The organism is Nocardia sp. CA-129566, from assembly GCF_050956075.1.
Taxonomy (GTDB): Bacteria; Actinomycetota; Actinomycetes; order Mycobacteriales; family Mycobacteriaceae; genus Nocardia.
On the sequence record NZ_CP192085.1, the window covers coordinates 2,486,976 to 2,504,244 of the forward strand.

Consider the following 17,269-nt stretch of genomic DNA (forward strand, 5'->3'; position numbering starts at 1 on the left):
GTGGGATCGGCGATGCCCGTTTCGTAGATCGCGCACGGCCGTATGGGCTGATCGGCAGGCGTGTAGAAGCTCGGTGAGCGCGCGAGGTATTGCTGTCGCGGCTTGCAGGATTACGACGATGGTGGCGAGGATCTCGGTTGTCATGCGGCAACGATCGGCCTGAGAGCCGTTCGGACACATCGCGGTTCGCTGGACCGATCACAACTCGCCGACAGACGGGGCCGCGCAGCCATACTGTCATCAGGGAACCGAACGAAACCGAACCAGCGAAGACCGGCGAGGGGGCGAGGACGATGGTCGATGTCGCCGCGGTCAGTACTCCCGACGATCTGCGGGCAGCGCTGAAAATGCTTTTCGCTCACCGGCATCTCAGCTACGACGCGCTCATCCGGAAGACGAATGGGAACGTGGGCAAGACGACGCTGAGCGACATGGTCAGCGGCAAGACCGGTCTGCCGCGCTGGGACACTGTCGAACAGGTGCTGACCGCGTGCGGCATCGCAGGCGCGGAGTTGGCGGTATGGGAGCAGGCATACCAGCGAGCACGCGTGCGAGCGCCAGGCGTGCCGTTGGAGGCAGTGACGGATCCGTTCGCGCTGGAGGTGCACAAGCCGATCACCGTCGATACCGGTGCAGACCTCCAGCTTCTTCCAGCGTATGTGCCTCGGCGGCATGACGAGGAACTGGGAGTTGTGGTGCGTCGGGCCGCTGCCGGTGAGAGCGGCATAGCGGTGCTTGTGGCGGGATCGTCGACCGGTAAGACACGGGCGCTGTGGGAAGCGTTGGCACCGTTGCGGAACGGCGGCGGATGGCGGCTGTGGCACCCGCAGAGCCCCACCCGCAGCCAGGCGCTCGATGAGCTGAGTCGGGTTCGGTCCCGAACGATTGTGTGGCTGAACGAAACCCAGCGATACCTGGTCGGCGACCATGGTGAACGAGCCGCTCTGGCCCTGCAGACGCTATTGACCGACAACACGCGGTCGCCGGTACTGGTGTTGGGCACGCTGTGGCCGATTCATCACGACCGGTTGTGCCGTGACCCGGCCGCGCAGACCTCGAAGCTTCTCGACGGCAGTGTGATCGAGGTTCCGAATGCGTTCACCGGAGCGGCGCTGGAGGCGATGCGCCGGGCCGCGACTACGGATCCGCGGCTGGCCATGGCGGTCGAACGCGCTGAGGACGACCAGGTCACACAGTATCTCGCGGGCGGTCCCGAACTGGTTCGGCATTACCGCTTTTCCAGTTCTCCGGTCGCCAAGGCGGTTATCGAGGTGGCGATGGACGCGGTGCGAATGGGACACCCGAACAGCCTGCCCTATGGCCTTCTTCGCGACGCGGTACCGGACTACCTCACGGGTGTAGATCGCGATGGCCTCACCGAAGACTGGCTCGAACGTGCCCTCGCCGAAACCAGCGAACCGTGCAAAGGAGCCCGCGGACCCGTTACCCGAGTCAATTCGCTTCCCGCGCAGGGCCGGAGAGGCCGCCGAAACCGATCTCGGACGCCGAACGGCGGTCCGGCACCCGCGGTCGTGCCGACCTTCGTACTGGCCGACTACCTCGACCAGTACGGTCGCACCTCCCGCGCGGAAACAATTCCACCGATCGGGTTCTGGGAAGCAGCTGCCGACCACGCCTACGCCGGATGCCTGACCGCTCTAGGTCACGCGGCATGGCATCGGGGCCTGTACCGCGACGCCACGCAACTGTGGAAGAACGCGACCGGCCACGGCGACATAGCAGCTGCGCGTCAATTGCTTTCGCTACCTCTGCCGGGGCTGCAGCATACGTATCGGCGGCAACTGCTCGCGTGGGTTGCCGAGCACGTTGCATTCTCGGGCAGCAGCGATGAAGCGGCTGACATGCTGGTCAAATTGCGGTTCGCTGGTGCTACTGATCAATCCGTCGATGACTTCGCAAGCCGGGCAGCCGCCGACTTTCCGATCCGCGACGCCGAGAAAGTGACCGGTCTTCTGAGGGGGATGTGGCACGCGAGCCTGACCCCACAGGTCAGCAAGCTTGCACACCGGGCAGCCGCCGACTTCCCGCTGGATGACGCACGCAGTGTGGCTCGGCTGCTCAAAGGTCTGCAGGGCGTGGGTGCAGCCGAACAGGCCAATGCACTGGCACGTAGGGCCGTGACCGGAGTCCCCGTCGATGACGAAGCCGCGATCGCGCAACTGCTCGATGCACTTCAGAACGCCGATGTCACCGAACAAGTCATTGAACTCGCACATCGAGCCGCCACCGACCTTCCCCTCGACGACGCCCACGGCGTCGCCCTACTGCTCGATGCACTTCAGAACGCAGGCGCGACCGAACAAGTCGCTGAACTCGCACGCCGAGCCGCCACCAACTTTCCCCTCGACACACCGACAAGTGTCGACAAGTGGCTGCAACCGGGATCGACCACAGCAGCGCAGTTCATTTTCGCGCCTGTAGCTACCGCCACGATCGCTTACGTAGACAACCTCATTGAACTGTTGAGCGGGTTGTGGGCTGTAGGCGCGACCGAACAAGTTGCCGAACTCGCACATCGAGCCGCCACCGACTTCCCGCTCGACAACGCGCACGGCGTCGCCCTACTGCTCAACGCGCTCCAGGACGCTCACGCGACCCAACAGGTCGCTGAACTCGCACAGGACGCCTCCGCCAATGTCGCTCCGGACAACGCGTACGGCGTCGCCCTACTGCTCAACGCGCTTCAGGACGCAGGCGCGACCGAACCAGCTGGCCGACTCGCCTACCGAGCGGCCACCGAAATCTCCGTCGACAACGCCTTCGGTGTCTCTCTACTGCTCAACGCACTACGGGACGCAGGCGCGACCGAACAACTCGCTGAACTCGCACGCCGAACCGCCACCAACGTCACTTTCGACAGCGCCGTCGGGGTGTCTCTAGTGCTCAACGCGCTCCAGGATGCAGGCGCGACCGAACAACTCGCTGAACTCGCACGCCGAACCGCCACCGACTTCCCTCTCGACAAGGTTTACGGCGTTACTCGACTGCTCAGCGCACTACAAGACGCAGGTTTGACCGAGCAAGTCACTGAACTCGTACGCCGAGCCGCCGTCGAAGTCTCCCTTGACAACCCACATGACCTGATCGAGCTGATGCACTGGTTGCGGGCGGCAGGCGCGACCGAACAATTCGCTGAACTTGCACGCCGAGCCGCCACCAACGCCGCTACTTTCGACTATGTCTACGGCGCCACTGAATTGCTCACTGCGCTGCAGGACGCGGGCTTGACCGAGCAAGTCGCTGAACTCGCACGCCGAGCCGCCAGCGAAGTCCCCCTCGACAACCCACACCACCTGATCGAGCTGATGCACTGGTTGTGGACGGCAGGCGCGACCGAACAATTCGCTGAACTTGCACGCCGAGCCGCCACCTACCTTTCCCTCGACGACGTTTACGGCGTTACTCGACTGCTCAGCGCATTACAGGACACGGGTGCGACCGAACTGATCACCCAGCTCGCACACCGAGCCGCCACCGAAGTCCCCCTCGATAATCCGCACAACCTGATCGAGCTGATCCACGGGTTGCGGGCGGCGGGCGCGACCGAGCAATCCACTGCACTCGCACACCGAGCTGCCAACGAACTCACGCCTAACTACGGATTCGCAAGCGTAGTCAGCGAATTGCGTGCCGCAGGGACAAGCGAACAAGCTGACCAACTCGCACGCCGGGTTGCCGCCGCAGGATTGTTCGATGAGTACATGTTCGTAGGCAATGCCTCGGGCGACCTCGGGTTCGGGCATGAGCCTGACGCCAGCGCAGCCGCCGCATGGTCATGGGATGATTTGCGCTGAATAAGACCGCGACCGGACTCGATCGATTTCGTGTTGGACCTCTCGGTGGATGGGGCCAATAGCAGCCCACGCAGGCAGGTCCTAGGTCTTCAACGCTCCGTTGAGGAGCCAAGTGAAGGCGTCGACGAGGGACGATTTGTCGGTGGAGTCGGGGTCGACCAGGCGCTGGAGACCGTAGCCGTACGCGAGGGCCTGGAGGGCGGCGGCCAAATGGGGTGGGGCGTCGGGAGCGAGGCCGGCCAGATCGGCTCGGACGCGAGTGAACTCCTCGGCGGCGTGGAGGCTGGCGGAAGGGTTGTCGCGGGCAGCGCTGAGGCAGAACTCGAGCAGAAGCAGGACCGAGTCGCGGTGGTGTTCGACGAAGTCGGCCCACTGGGCACTGGCGGCGGCGACAGCCTCCTGTGGCGAGGCTGTCACACGGCGGACGCGGCGCTCGCTCTGACGGCGCATCTCCCCGGCCATCAGCGTGTGGAACAGGTCTACCTTGCCGTCGAAGTTCGAGTAGATCGCGCCGGTCGACAACCCGGCTTCGGCGGCGATCTCCGGCACCGAAGCCCCGTCGTAACCACGGCGAGCGAACACGCGGGCGGCGGCGTCCAGCAGCTTGGCGCGGGTCTGCTCCTGACGCTGCCGCCGGGTGGTCGGTTCGGGCAAAACATCCTCCTGGGGTCTTGCGGACAGCATACCAAACTTGAATAATGACCATTCGGCGAACGATCATTATCTGAAAGGTGCTGTTCCTATGCGAGTTCCCCCCACCGTCGAGGCCGACTGGGACGAGCCCACCCGAACGACGCTCGACCAGCTCGGTCGGCTGAACATCTTCACGACCCTGGCCCACCATCCCGACCTGCTGCACCGCTGGCTGGTGTTCGGCCGCCACGTTCTGGTCAGCTCGACGCTGCCGGCACGCGAGCGCGAGTTGGTCATCCTGCGCACCGGGTGGCGGTGTGGCTCGGAGTACGAGTTCGCCCAGCATCGCAAGCTGGGCGAGAGGGCGGGATTGACCCGTCCGGAGATCGACAAGGCGGCCTCGGACGCCACCGACTGGCCCGAGCGCGACCTTGTCCTGTTGCACGCCACCGACCAACTCGTCGCCACCCACACCATGGACGACACCCTGTGGGCGGCTCTGAGCCGGGACTGGACGCTGCAGCAGGTCCTGGACATCGTCTTCGCCGTCGGCCAGTACACGCTCGTTTCCACTGCGCTGAACACCTTCCAGGTCGCCCTGGACGAAGGATTGGAGGGATTCCCGTCATGACAGGACGTCTGCTCGACAAGGTCGCCGTCGTCTGCGGCGCCGGCCAGACCCCCGGCACGACCATTGGCAACGGCCGGGCCACGGCCCTGCTGTTCGCTCGCGAAGGCGCCCAGGTGCTTGCCGTCGACCGGGACGAGAAATCGCTGCTCGAGACCTGCGCGCTGATCTCCGAGTCGGGTGGCACCGCCCGTCCGCTGGTCGCCGACATCACCGACCCGTCCGACTGCGCCGCCATCGCCCGCACCGCGCTGGATGCCTTCGGCCGTATCGACGTCCTGCACAACAACATCGGCATCGGCGCCGGTGACGGCGGCGCGCTCGACGTCACCGAGGACGCCTGGGACCGCATCCAGGCGGTCAACCTGCGCGCCCCTTGGACGGTCTGCCGCCAGATCATCCCGCACATGCGCGAACGCCGGACGGGCGTCATCATCAACGTCTCGTCCATCGCCGCGGTCTGCTCGGCCCCGCTGGTCGCCTACAAGGTCTCCAAAGCCGGGCTGAACGCCCTGACCCATGCCCTGGCCATGGAGAACGCCTCCTTCGGCATCCGCGCCAACACCATCATGCCCGGCCTCATCGATACCCCGATGGCGATCGAGGGCATGGCCTCGGCGTTGGGCGTGAACCAGGACGAACTGCGTGCGGCGCGCGACCGGATGGTCCCGCTGAACCAACGCCAGGGCACCGCATGGGACGTGGCCCATGCCGCCCTCTTCCTGGCCTCCGATGAGGCCGCCTTCATCACCGGCGCCGTGCTGCCGGTGGACGGCGGCCAAAGCGCCCGAATCGCCTGACACCCTGCACCAGAACTCGCGTTTCGCAGAATCCGAGATGCTGCCGATCGCGGCGCGGCCGTCGCGGGAGTTCGATCGGACCACCGCGTCTCGGTAGCCGATGGACTATCGAGAATCCCGTTTACCCATGGCACAACGGGTGCCGTGCCTTGGGCTGGGGCTTGGTGTGACTCGTGGGGCGGTGCGGCTCGTGTGGTGGTTGGTTCAGTGCCAGAGGGCTTGGGTGAGTGCGGTGCCGGTGTAGAAGGCGCCGATCCCCGCGGTGATCGTGGCGGCGAGATTGGCGATCGCGTGGAAGCGTGCGCCGGTTTGGGTCAGGCGCAGGGTTTCGTAGGACAGGGTCGAGTAGGTGGTCAGGGCACCGCAGAAGCCGGTGCCTATCAGCAATTGCAGGTTGGGGCCTACTGCTGCTGCGGTGGCCGCGCCGGTGAGAAATCCGAGCGTGAGACTGCCCACGACGTTGACGGTGAGGGTGCCCCAGGGAAAGACGGTGTCGTGGCGGGCTTGGACGAGCCGGTCGGTGAGGTAGCGCACGGGAGCGCCGATCGCGGCCCCGGCGATGACGAGCAGCCAGGTCATGATTGTTCGGTGCGGCCGACGTAGCGGATGACTTCGACGGGGTCGAGGATGACGAGCCCTTCGGCGACGAGTTCGTCGAGCTGGGGCAGGAATGCGCGGATGCGGTCGGCGGAATCGATGACGACGATGGCGACCGGCAGATCCTCGCTCAGCGACAGCAGTCGGGTGGTGTGGACGCGTGAGGATGCGCCGAAGCCTTCCACGCCGCGGAACACGCTGGCCCCGGCGAGTCCGGCGTGGTGGGCGCGGTGGACGATCTCGCTGAACAATGGTTTGTGGTGCCAGGTATCGCTTTCGCCGATGAACACCGTCAGGCGTAGCGCATCTCCGGTGAGGCGGGTCATCGTGTCCTCCGGTCGATGAGGGTGTGGGTGAGAGTGGCGGCGGTCCAGGTGGCGGTCAGCGCGAGGATCGGTGTGGCGGCGAGGTAGATCAGGCCGGCGGCAGGGTGACGAGTGTCGACGAGGTGGTGGAAGCCGGCAGCGTAGGTGGAGAAGGTGGTGTAGCCGCCGAGGACACCGGTGCCCAGGAATGGGCGCAGCAGTCGTTGTGCGGTCCAGACTTCGGCGATCAGCACCATGAGGGCGCCCATCGCGGCGCACCCGGTGATGTTGACCAGCAGCACGGTCCAGGGGAACGCGCCGGAGGCGGTCGGCCACAGCAGTGCAGCGGCGTAGCGGGCGGTGGCGCCGATCGCGCCGCCGAGGGCGATCACAGCAAGGATGGGGACGTGCTCGCGCAGCCGTGCACGACGCGGTCGGGCAGCGAACGGATCTGATCCGACTGTGGTGGCGGGTGGGGGTGTGGGCACGGATTCTCCTACTCGTGGCGCGCCCAAGTGTGGGCGCCGGTCATCACAAGTAGGGACCGTTGGCGGTGCGTGACCGCGGTTCGGGTACGGCGAGCCCCACCGCCGCGCGGTTCCGATCAGGTGATGGGTTCCGCAGACTGCTGAGCCTAGCCCATATCGCTGCTCTGCCGGTCGCCTCGGTGACAAGATTGCCGCGCTGACCCGAATGGCGTCGTGGCTCACCGCCGACGGCCAGTTGGTCGCCAACTTCGATGCGTCCTCGATCCGGTGGGCCGACGGCTCACCGGTCGGTAGGCCATTCACTACCTCGCTGCGTCGCAACGGATTCCAGTACGACACCAGGAACCATCGACTCACCCGCGCCGGACACGGCCTGCCCCGCTGGGAGCTCCGGTATCTCGGTGCCGACAACCACGCAGGACCGAACTACACCGGACAGGACTCGGTCACCTCGCACTACCGCGCATGACCTTGGACAGCACGGGATTCTCGGAAGATCAACGAGCCGAGAACGGCCAGGCATGCGTCGGTGAGCCCGGCGCGAAGCAGTGACGCCTGCAGAAACTCCATGTGCGCCAGAATGTTCGGTCCGATCATGGGGCGCCCCACCAGGGTGATCGATCACCGGTGCCGCAACATCACCGTGCGTCAGCCGATGAGCATGGCGGTGATATCGGCGCGCCGATCCCCGGTGTGCTCGGGCCGGGGCACCTCACCGTAGATGGCGTCGAGGCACAGGCCGTCGGGACCGGAGGTCAGGGACTGCGGGACATGCGGGTTCGTGTGCTCGGCGCAGGCGGCATCGGCACAGGGTGGCGAGTTCTACTCTCGGCGCAGATCCGGGTCGGCGACTGTGCATATTGCATACCGTCGGCACCGGAAGATGCACACGAGACCGGTGTTGCACGCACTACCAGCGATTCCGGCTCGATGTGAGGCTTTTCGTTGTCACCACGACGATGAAGGAAGCCTGGAACTGGCAGTTCCTTCACCCTCATTCGACCAGTAGTAAGGACTGCACCATGCCTGTGGTACGGATTCATCACTATCGCGTAGCGGCCGACCGACTCGACGCGCTCCTGGCACAGCGCGCCACCCTGATCGACGGAATCCGCGGGGCGAACCCGGGTTTGACCGAGACGCGACTTACCCGGCTCGAGGACGGCAGCTACTCCGATACCTGGCGGTGGGAGTCGGCGGAGCAGATGCTGGCGGCGATCGGTGCCTCGCAAGGCTTCCCGCTGGTGGGCGCCACAATGGCGCTGACCGAGGACGCCACTGCGGAGACCGGCGAGATCGTCGACGAGCGATAGACCAGACGCGGGCAGCGTCCTGCACCAGCCGCTGCCCGCATCGGCTCACGGTTCAAATCCCCCCCGCGCTCCCTAATTCTCAGAGCGGTTTCGCATGGCGGCGCGGACACAACGTTCGTTTCGAAAGGACATGAATCATGACCTCCCATCCGCAGGCCCCGCCCGCGATATCAGGTGAACCCGATAGCACCGAGATCAATCGCATTGCCGGACTGATCAATTCGCTGGCCGGTACCACCTGGACGGAACGGGCGAAGTTCGCCGCGTTTGTCGCGACCACCGCAGCGGTGCTCACCGAATCCGTCGTCGGTTCCTATTGGGACTTGGCGCGTATCCCCTATGTCCAGGACACCTTCGCCCGTCTGGAGTACCCGATGTACTTCGCGACAATCCTCGGCAGCGCCAAGCTCCTCGCAGTGGGTGCAGTGGTGACCCCCGGATTCCCGCGACTGAAGGAATGGGCTTATGCCGGATTGGTTTTCGTGTACGGAGGTGCGGCTGCCTCACATCTGAGCGTCGGCGATCCGGCCGCCAAATGGGCAGGTCCGCTGGTGTTCACCGCTCTGACGCTGACCTCGTGGTCTTTGCGCGCCCCCGCCCAGCGTGATCCGAAGCCGCTTCCGGCGGCATTCCGCTTCCTGCATCGCGCCCGCGGACTCGACTGACCTGCCGTCTAGTCCGGCGAATTCTCCTGCGCCGCAACCCAGTTCGCGAGGACTGCGGCCTGGCTGTGGTCGATATCGCGGGTGGCGGTCAATAGCGTCACCGGATGTCGGCTGGCCAGCTCCCGCAGTTGTGCGACCGCGTCGCGATGTCGCGCGTCCCGCAATTCGGCCAGATATCGGCGACGGAATTCGGCGAACCGTTCCGGCCGATGGCCGTACCACTGGCGCAGTTCGGTCGACGGAGCGATATCGCGCATCCACTCGTCCAGATGCGCATCCTCCTTCCGCATCCCACGCGGCCACACCCGATCGACGAGGACCCGGGTTCCATCGGAGGGAATGGGCGCTTCATAGATTCTCCGGTAGCCGATGTGCTGACTCATCATGCTCCGTCCTGGTCAGGTCGTTTTCGCGGCGCAGTGCGCCATCGGAATCCCCGCCCGCATCGAGGTGGCCCAATGATAGCTCCGGGTCTGTCAATCATTGATTCAATCAATGCTTGAATCGATGATTGGAACCGTGGTTGACTCTGTGCATGACAGAGCGGACAACGGCAACGGGGACTCGGGAGCGGCTCCTGCTCGCGGCCGAGCGGCTATTGCTGACCGAGCGGTATGACGACGTGTCGGTGCGGGCGGTGTGTGCGGCGGCGGGGGCGAATTCGGCCTCGGTGCACTATCACTTCGGGTCGAAGGAGGCGCTGGTCGCGGCGCTGCTGGAGGATCGGCTCGGATCGCTGTGGGCCGAACGGCTGACCGAGGTGACCGATGCGCACGGATCGGTGGCGGCGGTCGTGGACGCGGTGATCGAGCCGTTCATCGGGCTGGCGGCCGATCCGGTCGGGCGGTTGCACCTGCGGCTGCTGGCCCAGGTCGTCCTCGGACGACATCCGACGGTGTGGCATCGGCCGTGGTTCCGAATGGACGACTGGGTCGGTTTGCTGCCGGAGGTGAGTGAGTCCGAGAGTCGGCGGCGATGGGCGTTGGCATTCGAATCGATCATCGTGCAGTTCGGTGGTGTCGGCACGGGCGAGCGTGAGATGTCGGACGAGGCGGTGCGCACGCTGCGCGATTTCGTGGTCGCCGGACTCACCGCGGCGAAGGGACAGCGGAAATGAACGAGGTATTCGCGCCGGCCACGCTGGGCCCGGTCACGTTGCGCAACAGGGTGATCAAGGCGGCGACCTTCGAGGGACGGACACCGGATGCGCTGGTCACCGACGAATTGATCGATTTCCATCGGGAAGTCGCGGCCGGTGGCGTCGGGATGACCACACTCGCCTACTGCGCCACATCACCGGGCGGACGCACCGACCGGCATCAGATCTGGATGCGTCCGGAGGCCGTGCCGGGATTGCGCCGGCTCACCGATGCGGTGCATGCCGAAGGTGCGGCGGCCAGTGCCCAGCTGGGGCATGCGGGCCCGGTGGCGAATGCCGCATCCAATCGCGCACCAGCAGTGGCGCCGAGTCGAATGTTCAGTCCACTCGGCATGCGTCCCATGCATGTTCCGGATCTGTCCGAAATCGCCGCGGTCATCGCGGATTTCGCGAATGCGGCCCGACTGGCCGAGCAGTCGGGTTTCGATGCGGTCGAAATCCATTTCGGCCACAACTATTTGGTGAGTTCGTTCCTGAGTCCGTTGCTGAACCGGCGCAAGGACCGATACGGCGGATCACCGGAGAATCGGGCCCGACTCGCTCGCGAGGTCGCGCGGGCGGTACGCGATGCGGTGGGCGACCGTTTGGCCGTAACTGCCAAATTGAATATGGAAGACGGTGTGCGCGGCGGACTTTCGATTCCGGAGTCGTTGCGGGTCGCCTCGTGGCTGGAGGCGGACGGTGCGTTGGACGCCTTGGAGTTGACCGCCGGAAGTTCATTGCTCAACCCGATGCTGCTGTTCCACGGCGCCGCACCGCGCAAGGAATTCGCGAAAGTTCTTCCCGCACCGGCGCGGTGGGGCTTTCGCCTGATGGGCCGGGCCTTTCTGCGTGAGTATCCGTATCGGGACGCATATCTGCTCGAGCGCGCCCGTCAGTTCCGTGCGGAGCTGTCGATGCCGCTCATTCTCCTGGGCGGTATCACCGACTTCGACACCATGCGGCGGGCGATGGGCGAGGGTTTCGATTTCGTCGCGATGGGGCGGGCGCTGCTGCGCGAACCGGATCTGCTGCACCGCATTCAAGCCGATCAGCGCACACGGTCGGCGTGTATCCACTGCAACGAGTGCATGCCGACGATCTACACCCGCACCCGCTGTGTACTGCGAGTCGATCAGGATCCACCGAGTTTGCGTAGGTAGCAAGTAACGTTGGCATTCGCACGCCCGACGCCGGGCGAATTCTCGACTGCTGTTTCGATGCTGCCCGGAAACGATCGGAGACTGCGGTGCCTGCGTCACGCGACTGGAGCGACGAACTCGCCGGGTCGGCGCGGTGGCTGCTCATTGCCTTTCCGATCACCGCCGTGGTCTTTCTGCTTGCCGTGGTGTTGTTGCTGCGGATCACTGTATGGGGTCGACACTTCCGGACTGTCACCGGCGGGTTTTTCACCGGTCGGGCGGCATTGCGCAGTATCCCGATGGTCGGGGTGCTGATATTGAGTGCCGTTTTATCGGTCCGGGTGCAAGTGCTGCTGTCCTATCAGGGCAATGACATGTTCTCGGCACTACAGCGTGCCGCCCAGGCGATGGGGCGCCGTGACGGCCACGGGCTCGACGCCGCCGAGAACGCGTTCTGGCATTCGCTGTCCATCTTCGCCTTGCTCGCCATCACCGAAGTGGTGCGCACCCAGCTGGATTTCTATCTCGGTCAGATCTTCGAAATCGGCTGGCGTCGTTGGCTTACCGACCATCTCACCGAAACGTGGATCGAGGATCGAGCCTATTATCGGGCCCGATTCATCAACAAGCCTATCGATAACCCGGATCAGCGCATCCAACAGGATGTCGGCGATATGATCTCGGGTGCACGGACCCTGTCCCTCGGGGCCGTCACCGCCGTTGTGTCGGTGGTGTCCTTCAGCGAGATCCTGTGGCACCTTTCGGAGCCGCTGATGATTGCCGGTGTCGAAATTCCACGGGCCATGGTATTCCTGGTGTTCAGCTACGTGCTGGTGGCCACGGTCATTGCTTTCTGGCTCGGCCGTCCACTGATCCAGCTCGGTTTCCGATATCAGGCCGTCACGGCCGACTTCCGCTATGCACTGGTCCGATTGCGCGAGAATGCCGAGCGCATCGCCTTCTACCGCGGCGGGGGCGCGGAAAGTACGGGATTGCGTGCGCTGTTCGCGGAAGTGCTGCGCGTCTACTATCGCCTGGTCCTGTTCACCACCCGTTTCATCGGCTGGAATTCAGCGGCTACCGAGGTGGCCAAGGTTTTTCCATGGCTCATCCAGGCGCCGCACTTCTTCGTCGGAACGCTCACACTCGGTGATGTCAATCAGACCGGTTCCGCATTCGGACAGATCCAGGACTCGCTATCGTTCTTCCGCAACAGCTACAGCCAATTCGCGTCCTTCCGCGCGACCATGCTGCGCCTGTACGGTCTCGTCGAGGCAAGTGAGGAATCGCGCCGACTGCCCACCATCGGCGTGCGCGCGTTGGACGGTTCGGTGGAGTTGACAAAGGTCGACGTGTCGAAGCCCGACGGCGTTGTCCTGATCGAGGCGTTGAATCTGCGCCTGCGCAGCGGGGATGCGGTGGTCGTCAAGGGGCTTTCCGGGACCGGCAAGACGACGCTGTTGCGCGCCATCGCGGAGATGTGGCCCTACACCCGTGGTGTCGTCGGCCGACCGGAGGCTACCGGCACCTTGTTCATCTCACAACTGCCGTACCTCCCGCTGGGCGATCTGCGCAGGGCCGTCACCTATCCCGCGGCACCCGACAGCGCCTCCGATGCGGAGTTGCGTGCGGCCCTCATGAAGGTGCAACTCGGCCATCTGGCGACCAGATTGGATGACCAGGCCGATTGGGCGAATATCCTGTCGCCCGGTGAACAGCAGCGATTGGCGTTCGCTCGGATTATTCTGATCCGCCCCGAGGCGGCATTCCTGGACGAGGCGACATCGGCCGTGGACGAAGGTCTGGAATTCTCCCTCTACACCCTCATCCGCACCGAACTCCCCGACATCATTTTGTTCAGCACCGCGCACCGCACAACCGTCGACCAGCACCACACCGCCCGGCTCGAACTCACCGGCGGTGGCGGTTGGTTGTTCGTGCCTCACCTGGGCAAACGGTGAGCCGCCTACAACTTGTACCCGATCTGACGCAGCAACTGTTTGCGGTCGCGCTGATCGTCGGGACCTTCGACGCCCAGCGGCGCACCACCGTCGACAACGCCGAGAATCCCTCGTCCCAGCTCGGTCTCGGCAATCAGGATCTCCACCGGATTGGCTGTCGCACAATAGATTCCGCAGACCTCGGGAACTTGCCGCACCGCATTGAGCACATTGACCGGATACCCCTCGCGCAGAAAGACGATGAACGAATGTCCCGCGCCCAGCGCGACCGCGTTCTTGGTGGCGAGTTCGGTCAGCTCATCGTCATTACCGGAGGTCCGGACCAATCGCAGCCCCGACGCCTCGCAAAATGCCAACCCGAACCGCAGATGCGGACTGATCCCCACCAGTGCCTCGTGCAGATCCTCAACGGTCTTGATGAAGTGAGCCTGCCCGATGATGACATTGAGATCGTCCGGCTTATCGATGTGTACCGAAGTCAGCTCCATTGCCCTATCCTGCGCTGCCCGCGTGCTTGTGCGCCAGGGCGACACGCCCTTGCCGCAGCGACCGCCGGGACGGCTACCAGCGAAAAGGTGGTCATCGGCGCTACGGACGTCGACCCTGGTATGCCGACCCGGTCATGAGAGCCCTTGTCCGCGAGTGGGTTCGACGCAGCCGTGATGCGGTGTCACATTTGCGTCATGCCTGGCAAAAGTGGGATGCGATCAATCCGTCGAGTACGTTCTCAAGGATGAGTTCACGGGTGCGGTCCGCCGCCTGCGGCATGCGGGCATCGCTGCCGATAGCGGCCGACCGACGCCATCCGGGTGCGCGAGTCCCGGTGTTCATACTGTTCGACCACGTCGTAAGCCGTTGTCGCTGTGCGCGGTTCGGCGACCTCGGCGCGGGTGCGGTGGGCGGCCAGCATGAATGCCAAGTACGGTGTCGGGATGCCGTATTGATATCGAAACCCGGGGGAGTTCGAAACGAGAATGTGTCGAAGTATGTATTTTGATCGAACCCGGCGCCTGCGGATGGCGGTCGGTGGTGCCGCGTTGACCGGACTGCTCGTCCTGGTCGGATGCGGTGCGGACCACGGTAGGAATTCGGCAGCGCAGACCAGCATCACCGCGGCCGCGGCGCATACCGACCAGCAGCATCTGTCCGTCACCGTGCCGGGCACGCTGGCCGCCGGTTTCCAGGAACTGCAGGTGAGCGTGCACGGCAAGCTGGGCATGGCGGTCATGCCGGTCGGTGGCGAGAAGATGGTGACCTTCGGCGACTGGACCACCGGACCCGCCTGGTCGACGATGAAGGTTCCGTTGACGATCGCCGCATTCCGCAAGAGTTCGACGAGTTCGAGCTACGCGGCGACCGCAGCGATCACCCAGTCCGACAATGCGGCGGCGGATACCCTCTGGCAGTCGCTCGGCACCGGCCAGGAGGCGGCCAAGGCGGTCGAGGCCGTACTGCGTGAGGGCGGCGATCCCAAGACCACGGTGCCCGCCACCAAGACCCGATCGGATGCCTCGGCCTTCGGCCAGGCGGACTGGGCGCTGACCGAGCAGGTTCGATTCGCCTCCCGACTACCGTGTCTGCCACAGGCCGCGAGTGTCATCGACCTGATGGAGCAGATCACCTCGAGTCAGCGCTGGGGCCTCGGCGGGCTCACCGGCGCGGAATTCAAGGGCGGCTGGGGGCCCGATACCTCCGGCTCCTATTTGGTCCGCCAATTCGGTCTGATCGAGGGGCCGGGCGGTCAGATAGCGGTCGCCATTGCCGTGCAACCCGATTCGGGCTCGTTCTCCGACGGTATGAACATCCTGGATCGGCTGGCCACGGTGATCTCGCAACATCTCGATGAACTCGCCGGCGGCGCCTGTTCCTGATCGGGCGCGGTGCCATGCGCAGCGGCAACGCCTGCGCGGTCCTGATGGCCGCGCGGGCGGCGACCTGAGCGCGCACACTTGACCGGGTAACGGCGGCACCCGACAATCCCGACTTATCGGGTGAGGTCGCCGGACCACGACTGTGGGGTCGTGGCCGCGAGGTGGAGGTAAACGGGGTGGACGACACGCAGTCGCGGGCCGGTACGCGATTCGGCCCCTACGAATTGCGTGCACTGCTGGGCCGCGGCGGTATGGGGGAGGTCTACGAGGCGTACGACACGGTCAAGGACCGGGTGGTCGCGGTCAAACTACTGCCCGTGGGGCTGGCGGACGATCCACGGTTCCAGCGGCGGTTCCGGCAGGAATCCCGGGTTGCCGCCCGACTGGCCGAACCGCACGTCATCCCGATCCACGACTGGGGCGAGATCGAGGGTGTCCTCTATATAGATATGCGGCTCGTTCGCGGCAGCGATCTGCGCTCGGTGCTGCGGGAGAAGGGACCGCTGAGCCCCGCCCGCGCGGTCGGCATAATCGAACAGGTCGCGGCCGCGCTCGATGCCGCGCATGCCGAGGGTCTGGTGCATCGCGACGTCAAACCGGCCAATATTCTGGTCACCCCCTCGGATTTCGCGTACCTCGCCGATTTCGGCATCGCCCGCTCCGAAAGCGATCCGAGCGTGACCGCGACCGGCCAGGCCATCGGCTCCTATAGCTATATCGCGCCGGAACGATTCGATATCACCCCGATCGGCGGCACCGCCGATGTCTACTCGCTGGCCTGCGTGCTGTTCGAATGCCTCACCGGCGCACAACCCTTCCCATCGGACGGCATGAGTTCGTTGATCCGAGCGCATCTTTCGACTCCGCCACCACGGCCGACCACCATGCGCGCCGGACTGCCCGCCGCCCTGGACGAGGTGATCTCGCGCGGCATGGCCAAGGAGCCCGCCGATCGCTACCCGACGGCCGGTGCGCTGGCGGCTGCGGCCAGGGCGGCGGTCTCGGGCACACCGTCGGTGCCGAATTCGCAATTGCCGACCGCGCAGCTTTCCCAGCGCCCGTCGCGCGCCGCGGCCACCGTCGTATTTCCGGCATTCGGACCCGAATCAGCGGTGGGGCGCCAGTCGGCGAGCGGGCCGCAGTCGGTGCCGGGACCGCCGTCCACCAGTGGGCCGCGACCGATCGCCGGGCCGCAGCCGGCCAGGGGACAACAGTCGACCAGTGGGCCGCAACCGACCTTCGGGCTGCCTCCCACCTCCGGGCCGCAGTCATCCAGTGCGCCGCCGCCGACCCAGGGTCCCCAGGCAGCTGGCAGGCCGCATCCAACCGGTGGCCCGCATTCGATCAGTGGCCCCCAGCCGATCACCGGACTGGAGCCAACGATCGTGCCCGGCCAGCCATCGGATCCGATGCGACGGCCACTCGACGCCACCACCGAGGCCATTGCGAAAACCTCCGCCATGCCGATGCCCCAATCCGACGCACCGTATCCACCCGATCGCTCGCCGACGTCCGCGCGCCGATCCTCGCGCGTCGGGTGGATCGCCGCGGCACTGCTGGTCCTCGTGATCGTGGGTGTCGTCGGCTGGTACGCACGCAACGGTTTCGGCGATCAATCCGCGCAGCCGACCACGCCCGCACGCCTGCCCGCCGGGGCGAAGCCGTGCGCCCAGCTGTACCCGGCCCTCGGCCGCTTCACCTCCTCCGCGATCGGCACCACCGTCACCAGCTGCGCCTTCGCCGAGGAGGTCCGCAAGGCGTACGCCAGCAGTGGCGACACCACCATCACCGACCGCTCGATCGTGGCGCACAGCCCGATCAGCAATCGCGACTACACAATGAATTGCACCGCTGGTGATCAATTCGCGACCTGTAGCGGCGGCGAGAACGCGATCGTCTATGTGTATTGAGGC

The 17,269-nt window shown here is 65.3% G+C and carries 17 protein-coding genes; 11 read left to right on the forward strand and 6 right to left on the reverse strand.

What is annotated here, in order from left to right:
- Positions 1–293: 293 nt before the first annotated feature.
- Complete coding sequence (locus tag ACQP0C_RS11095; RefSeq protein WP_433732850.1) at positions 294–3,815, forward strand: hypothetical protein; 3,522 nt, start codon at positions 294–296, stop codon at positions 3,813–3,815.
- A gap of 81 nt (positions 3,816–3,896) precedes the next feature.
- Here ACQP0C_RS11095 and ACQP0C_RS11100 read toward each other — a convergent pair whose 3' ends face one another.
- Positions 3,897–4,469: a TetR/AcrR family transcriptional regulator gene (locus tag ACQP0C_RS11100; RefSeq protein WP_433732851.1), complete on the reverse strand. Its 573-nt coding sequence runs from the start codon at positions 4,467–4,469 to the stop codon at positions 3,897–3,899.
- 88 nt (positions 4,470–4,557) lie between these two features.
- On the opposite strand from ACQP0C_RS11100, the gene ACQP0C_RS11105 reads away from it, so the two are divergent.
- Positions 4,558–5,079: a carboxymuconolactone decarboxylase family protein gene (locus ACQP0C_RS11105; protein ID WP_433732852.1), complete on the forward strand. Its 522-nt coding sequence runs from the start codon at positions 4,558–4,560 to the stop codon at positions 5,077–5,079.
- On the forward strand, positions 5,076–5,876 hold the full coding sequence (locus ACQP0C_RS11110; protein WP_433732853.1) for an SDR family NAD(P)-dependent oxidoreductase: 801 nt from the start codon (positions 5,076–5,078) through the stop codon (positions 5,874–5,876). The genes ACQP0C_RS11105 and ACQP0C_RS11110 overlap by 4 nt, the downstream gene beginning before the upstream one ends.
- 204 nt (positions 5,877–6,080) lie before the next feature.
- On the opposite strand, the gene crcB is transcribed toward ACQP0C_RS11110, so the two are convergent.
- The 3 genes from crcB to ACQP0C_RS11125 are packed head-to-tail and all read right to left on the reverse strand — an operon-like array spanning position 6,081 to position 7,266.
- A complete protein-coding gene (gene crcB, locus ACQP0C_RS11115; protein ID WP_433732854.1) occupies positions 6,081–6,455 on the reverse strand; it encodes a fluoride efflux transporter CrcB in 375 nt (124 codons plus the stop codon).
- A complete protein-coding gene (locus tag ACQP0C_RS11120; protein ID WP_433732855.1) occupies positions 6,452–6,799 on the reverse strand; it encodes a DUF190 domain-containing protein in 348 nt (115 codons plus the stop codon). Before ACQP0C_RS11120 ends, crcB begins: the two co-directional genes overlap by 4 nt.
- The gene (locus ACQP0C_RS11125; protein WP_433732856.1) at positions 6,796–7,266 is read right to left on the reverse strand and encodes a fluoride efflux transporter FluC; all 471 of its coding nucleotides are present in this window, start codon (positions 7,264–7,266) and stop codon (positions 6,796–6,798) included. Before ACQP0C_RS11125 ends, ACQP0C_RS11120 begins: the two co-directional genes overlap by 4 nt.
- Positions 7,267–7,471: 205 nt before the next feature.
- Between ACQP0C_RS11125 and ACQP0C_RS11130 the strand changes: the two genes are divergently transcribed.
- From ACQP0C_RS11130 to ACQP0C_RS11140, 3 genes are all read left to right on the forward strand, one after another.
- A complete protein-coding gene (locus ACQP0C_RS11130) occupies positions 7,472–7,735 on the forward strand; it encodes a hypothetical protein (protein WP_433732857.1) in 264 nt (87 codons plus the stop codon).
- A gap of 553 nt (positions 7,736–8,288) precedes the next feature.
- Positions 8,289–8,579, forward strand: a complete 291-nt coding sequence (locus tag ACQP0C_RS11135) for a hypothetical protein (protein WP_433732858.1) — start codon at positions 8,289–8,291, stop codon at positions 8,577–8,579.
- Positions 8,580–8,716: 137 nt separating this feature from the next.
- Positions 8,717–9,244, forward strand: coding sequence for a DoxX family protein (locus tag ACQP0C_RS11140; RefSeq protein ID WP_433732859.1), 528 nt, complete (start codon positions 8,717–8,719; stop codon positions 9,242–9,244).
- 8 nt (positions 9,245–9,252) lie between these two features.
- On the opposite strand, the gene ACQP0C_RS11145 is transcribed toward ACQP0C_RS11140, so the two are convergent.
- Positions 9,253–9,630, reverse strand: a complete 378-nt coding sequence (locus ACQP0C_RS11145; RefSeq protein ID WP_433732860.1) for a DUF488 domain-containing protein — start codon at positions 9,628–9,630, stop codon at positions 9,253–9,255.
- A 149-nt stretch (positions 9,631–9,779) separates the two neighbouring features.
- Here ACQP0C_RS11145 and ACQP0C_RS11150 point away from each other — a divergent pair, with 149 nt between their 5' ends.
- The 3 genes from ACQP0C_RS11150 (at position 9,780) to ACQP0C_RS11160 (ending at position 13,485) form a co-directional block, all read left to right on the forward strand.
- Positions 9,780–10,361 (forward strand): TetR family transcriptional regulator, encoded by a 582-nt coding sequence (locus ACQP0C_RS11150; RefSeq protein WP_433732861.1) that lies wholly within the window; start codon positions 9,780–9,782, stop codon positions 10,359–10,361.
- Positions 10,358–11,545, forward strand: a complete 1,188-nt coding sequence (locus ACQP0C_RS11155) for an NADH:flavin oxidoreductase (protein WP_433732862.1) — start codon at positions 10,358–10,360, stop codon at positions 11,543–11,545. The genes ACQP0C_RS11150 and ACQP0C_RS11155 overlap by 4 nt, the downstream gene beginning before the upstream one ends.
- An 86-nt stretch (positions 11,546–11,631) precedes the next feature.
- Positions 11,632–13,485, forward strand: coding sequence for an ABC transporter ATP-binding protein/permease (locus tag ACQP0C_RS11160; protein WP_433732863.1), 1,854 nt, complete (start codon positions 11,632–11,634; stop codon positions 13,483–13,485).
- Between the two features lie 5 nt (positions 13,486–13,490).
- Here ACQP0C_RS11160 and ACQP0C_RS11165 read toward each other — a convergent pair whose 3' ends face one another.
- Complete coding sequence (locus ACQP0C_RS11165) at positions 13,491–13,973, reverse strand: adenosine-specific kinase (RefSeq protein ID WP_433732864.1); 483 nt, start codon at positions 13,971–13,973, stop codon at positions 13,491–13,493.
- Between the two features lie 498 nt (positions 13,974–14,471).
- Here ACQP0C_RS11165 and ACQP0C_RS11170 point away from each other — a divergent pair, with 498 nt between their 5' ends.
- The gene (locus ACQP0C_RS11170; protein ID WP_433732865.1) at positions 14,472–15,356 is read left to right on the forward strand and encodes a hypothetical protein; all 885 of its coding nucleotides are present in this window, start codon (positions 14,472–14,474) and stop codon (positions 15,354–15,356) included.
- 176 nt (positions 15,357–15,532) lie between these two features.
- A complete protein-coding gene (locus tag ACQP0C_RS11175; RefSeq protein WP_433732866.1) occupies positions 15,533–17,266 on the forward strand; it encodes a protein kinase domain-containing protein in 1,734 nt (577 codons plus the stop codon).
- The last annotated feature ends 3 nt before the right edge of the window (positions 17,267–17,269 follow it).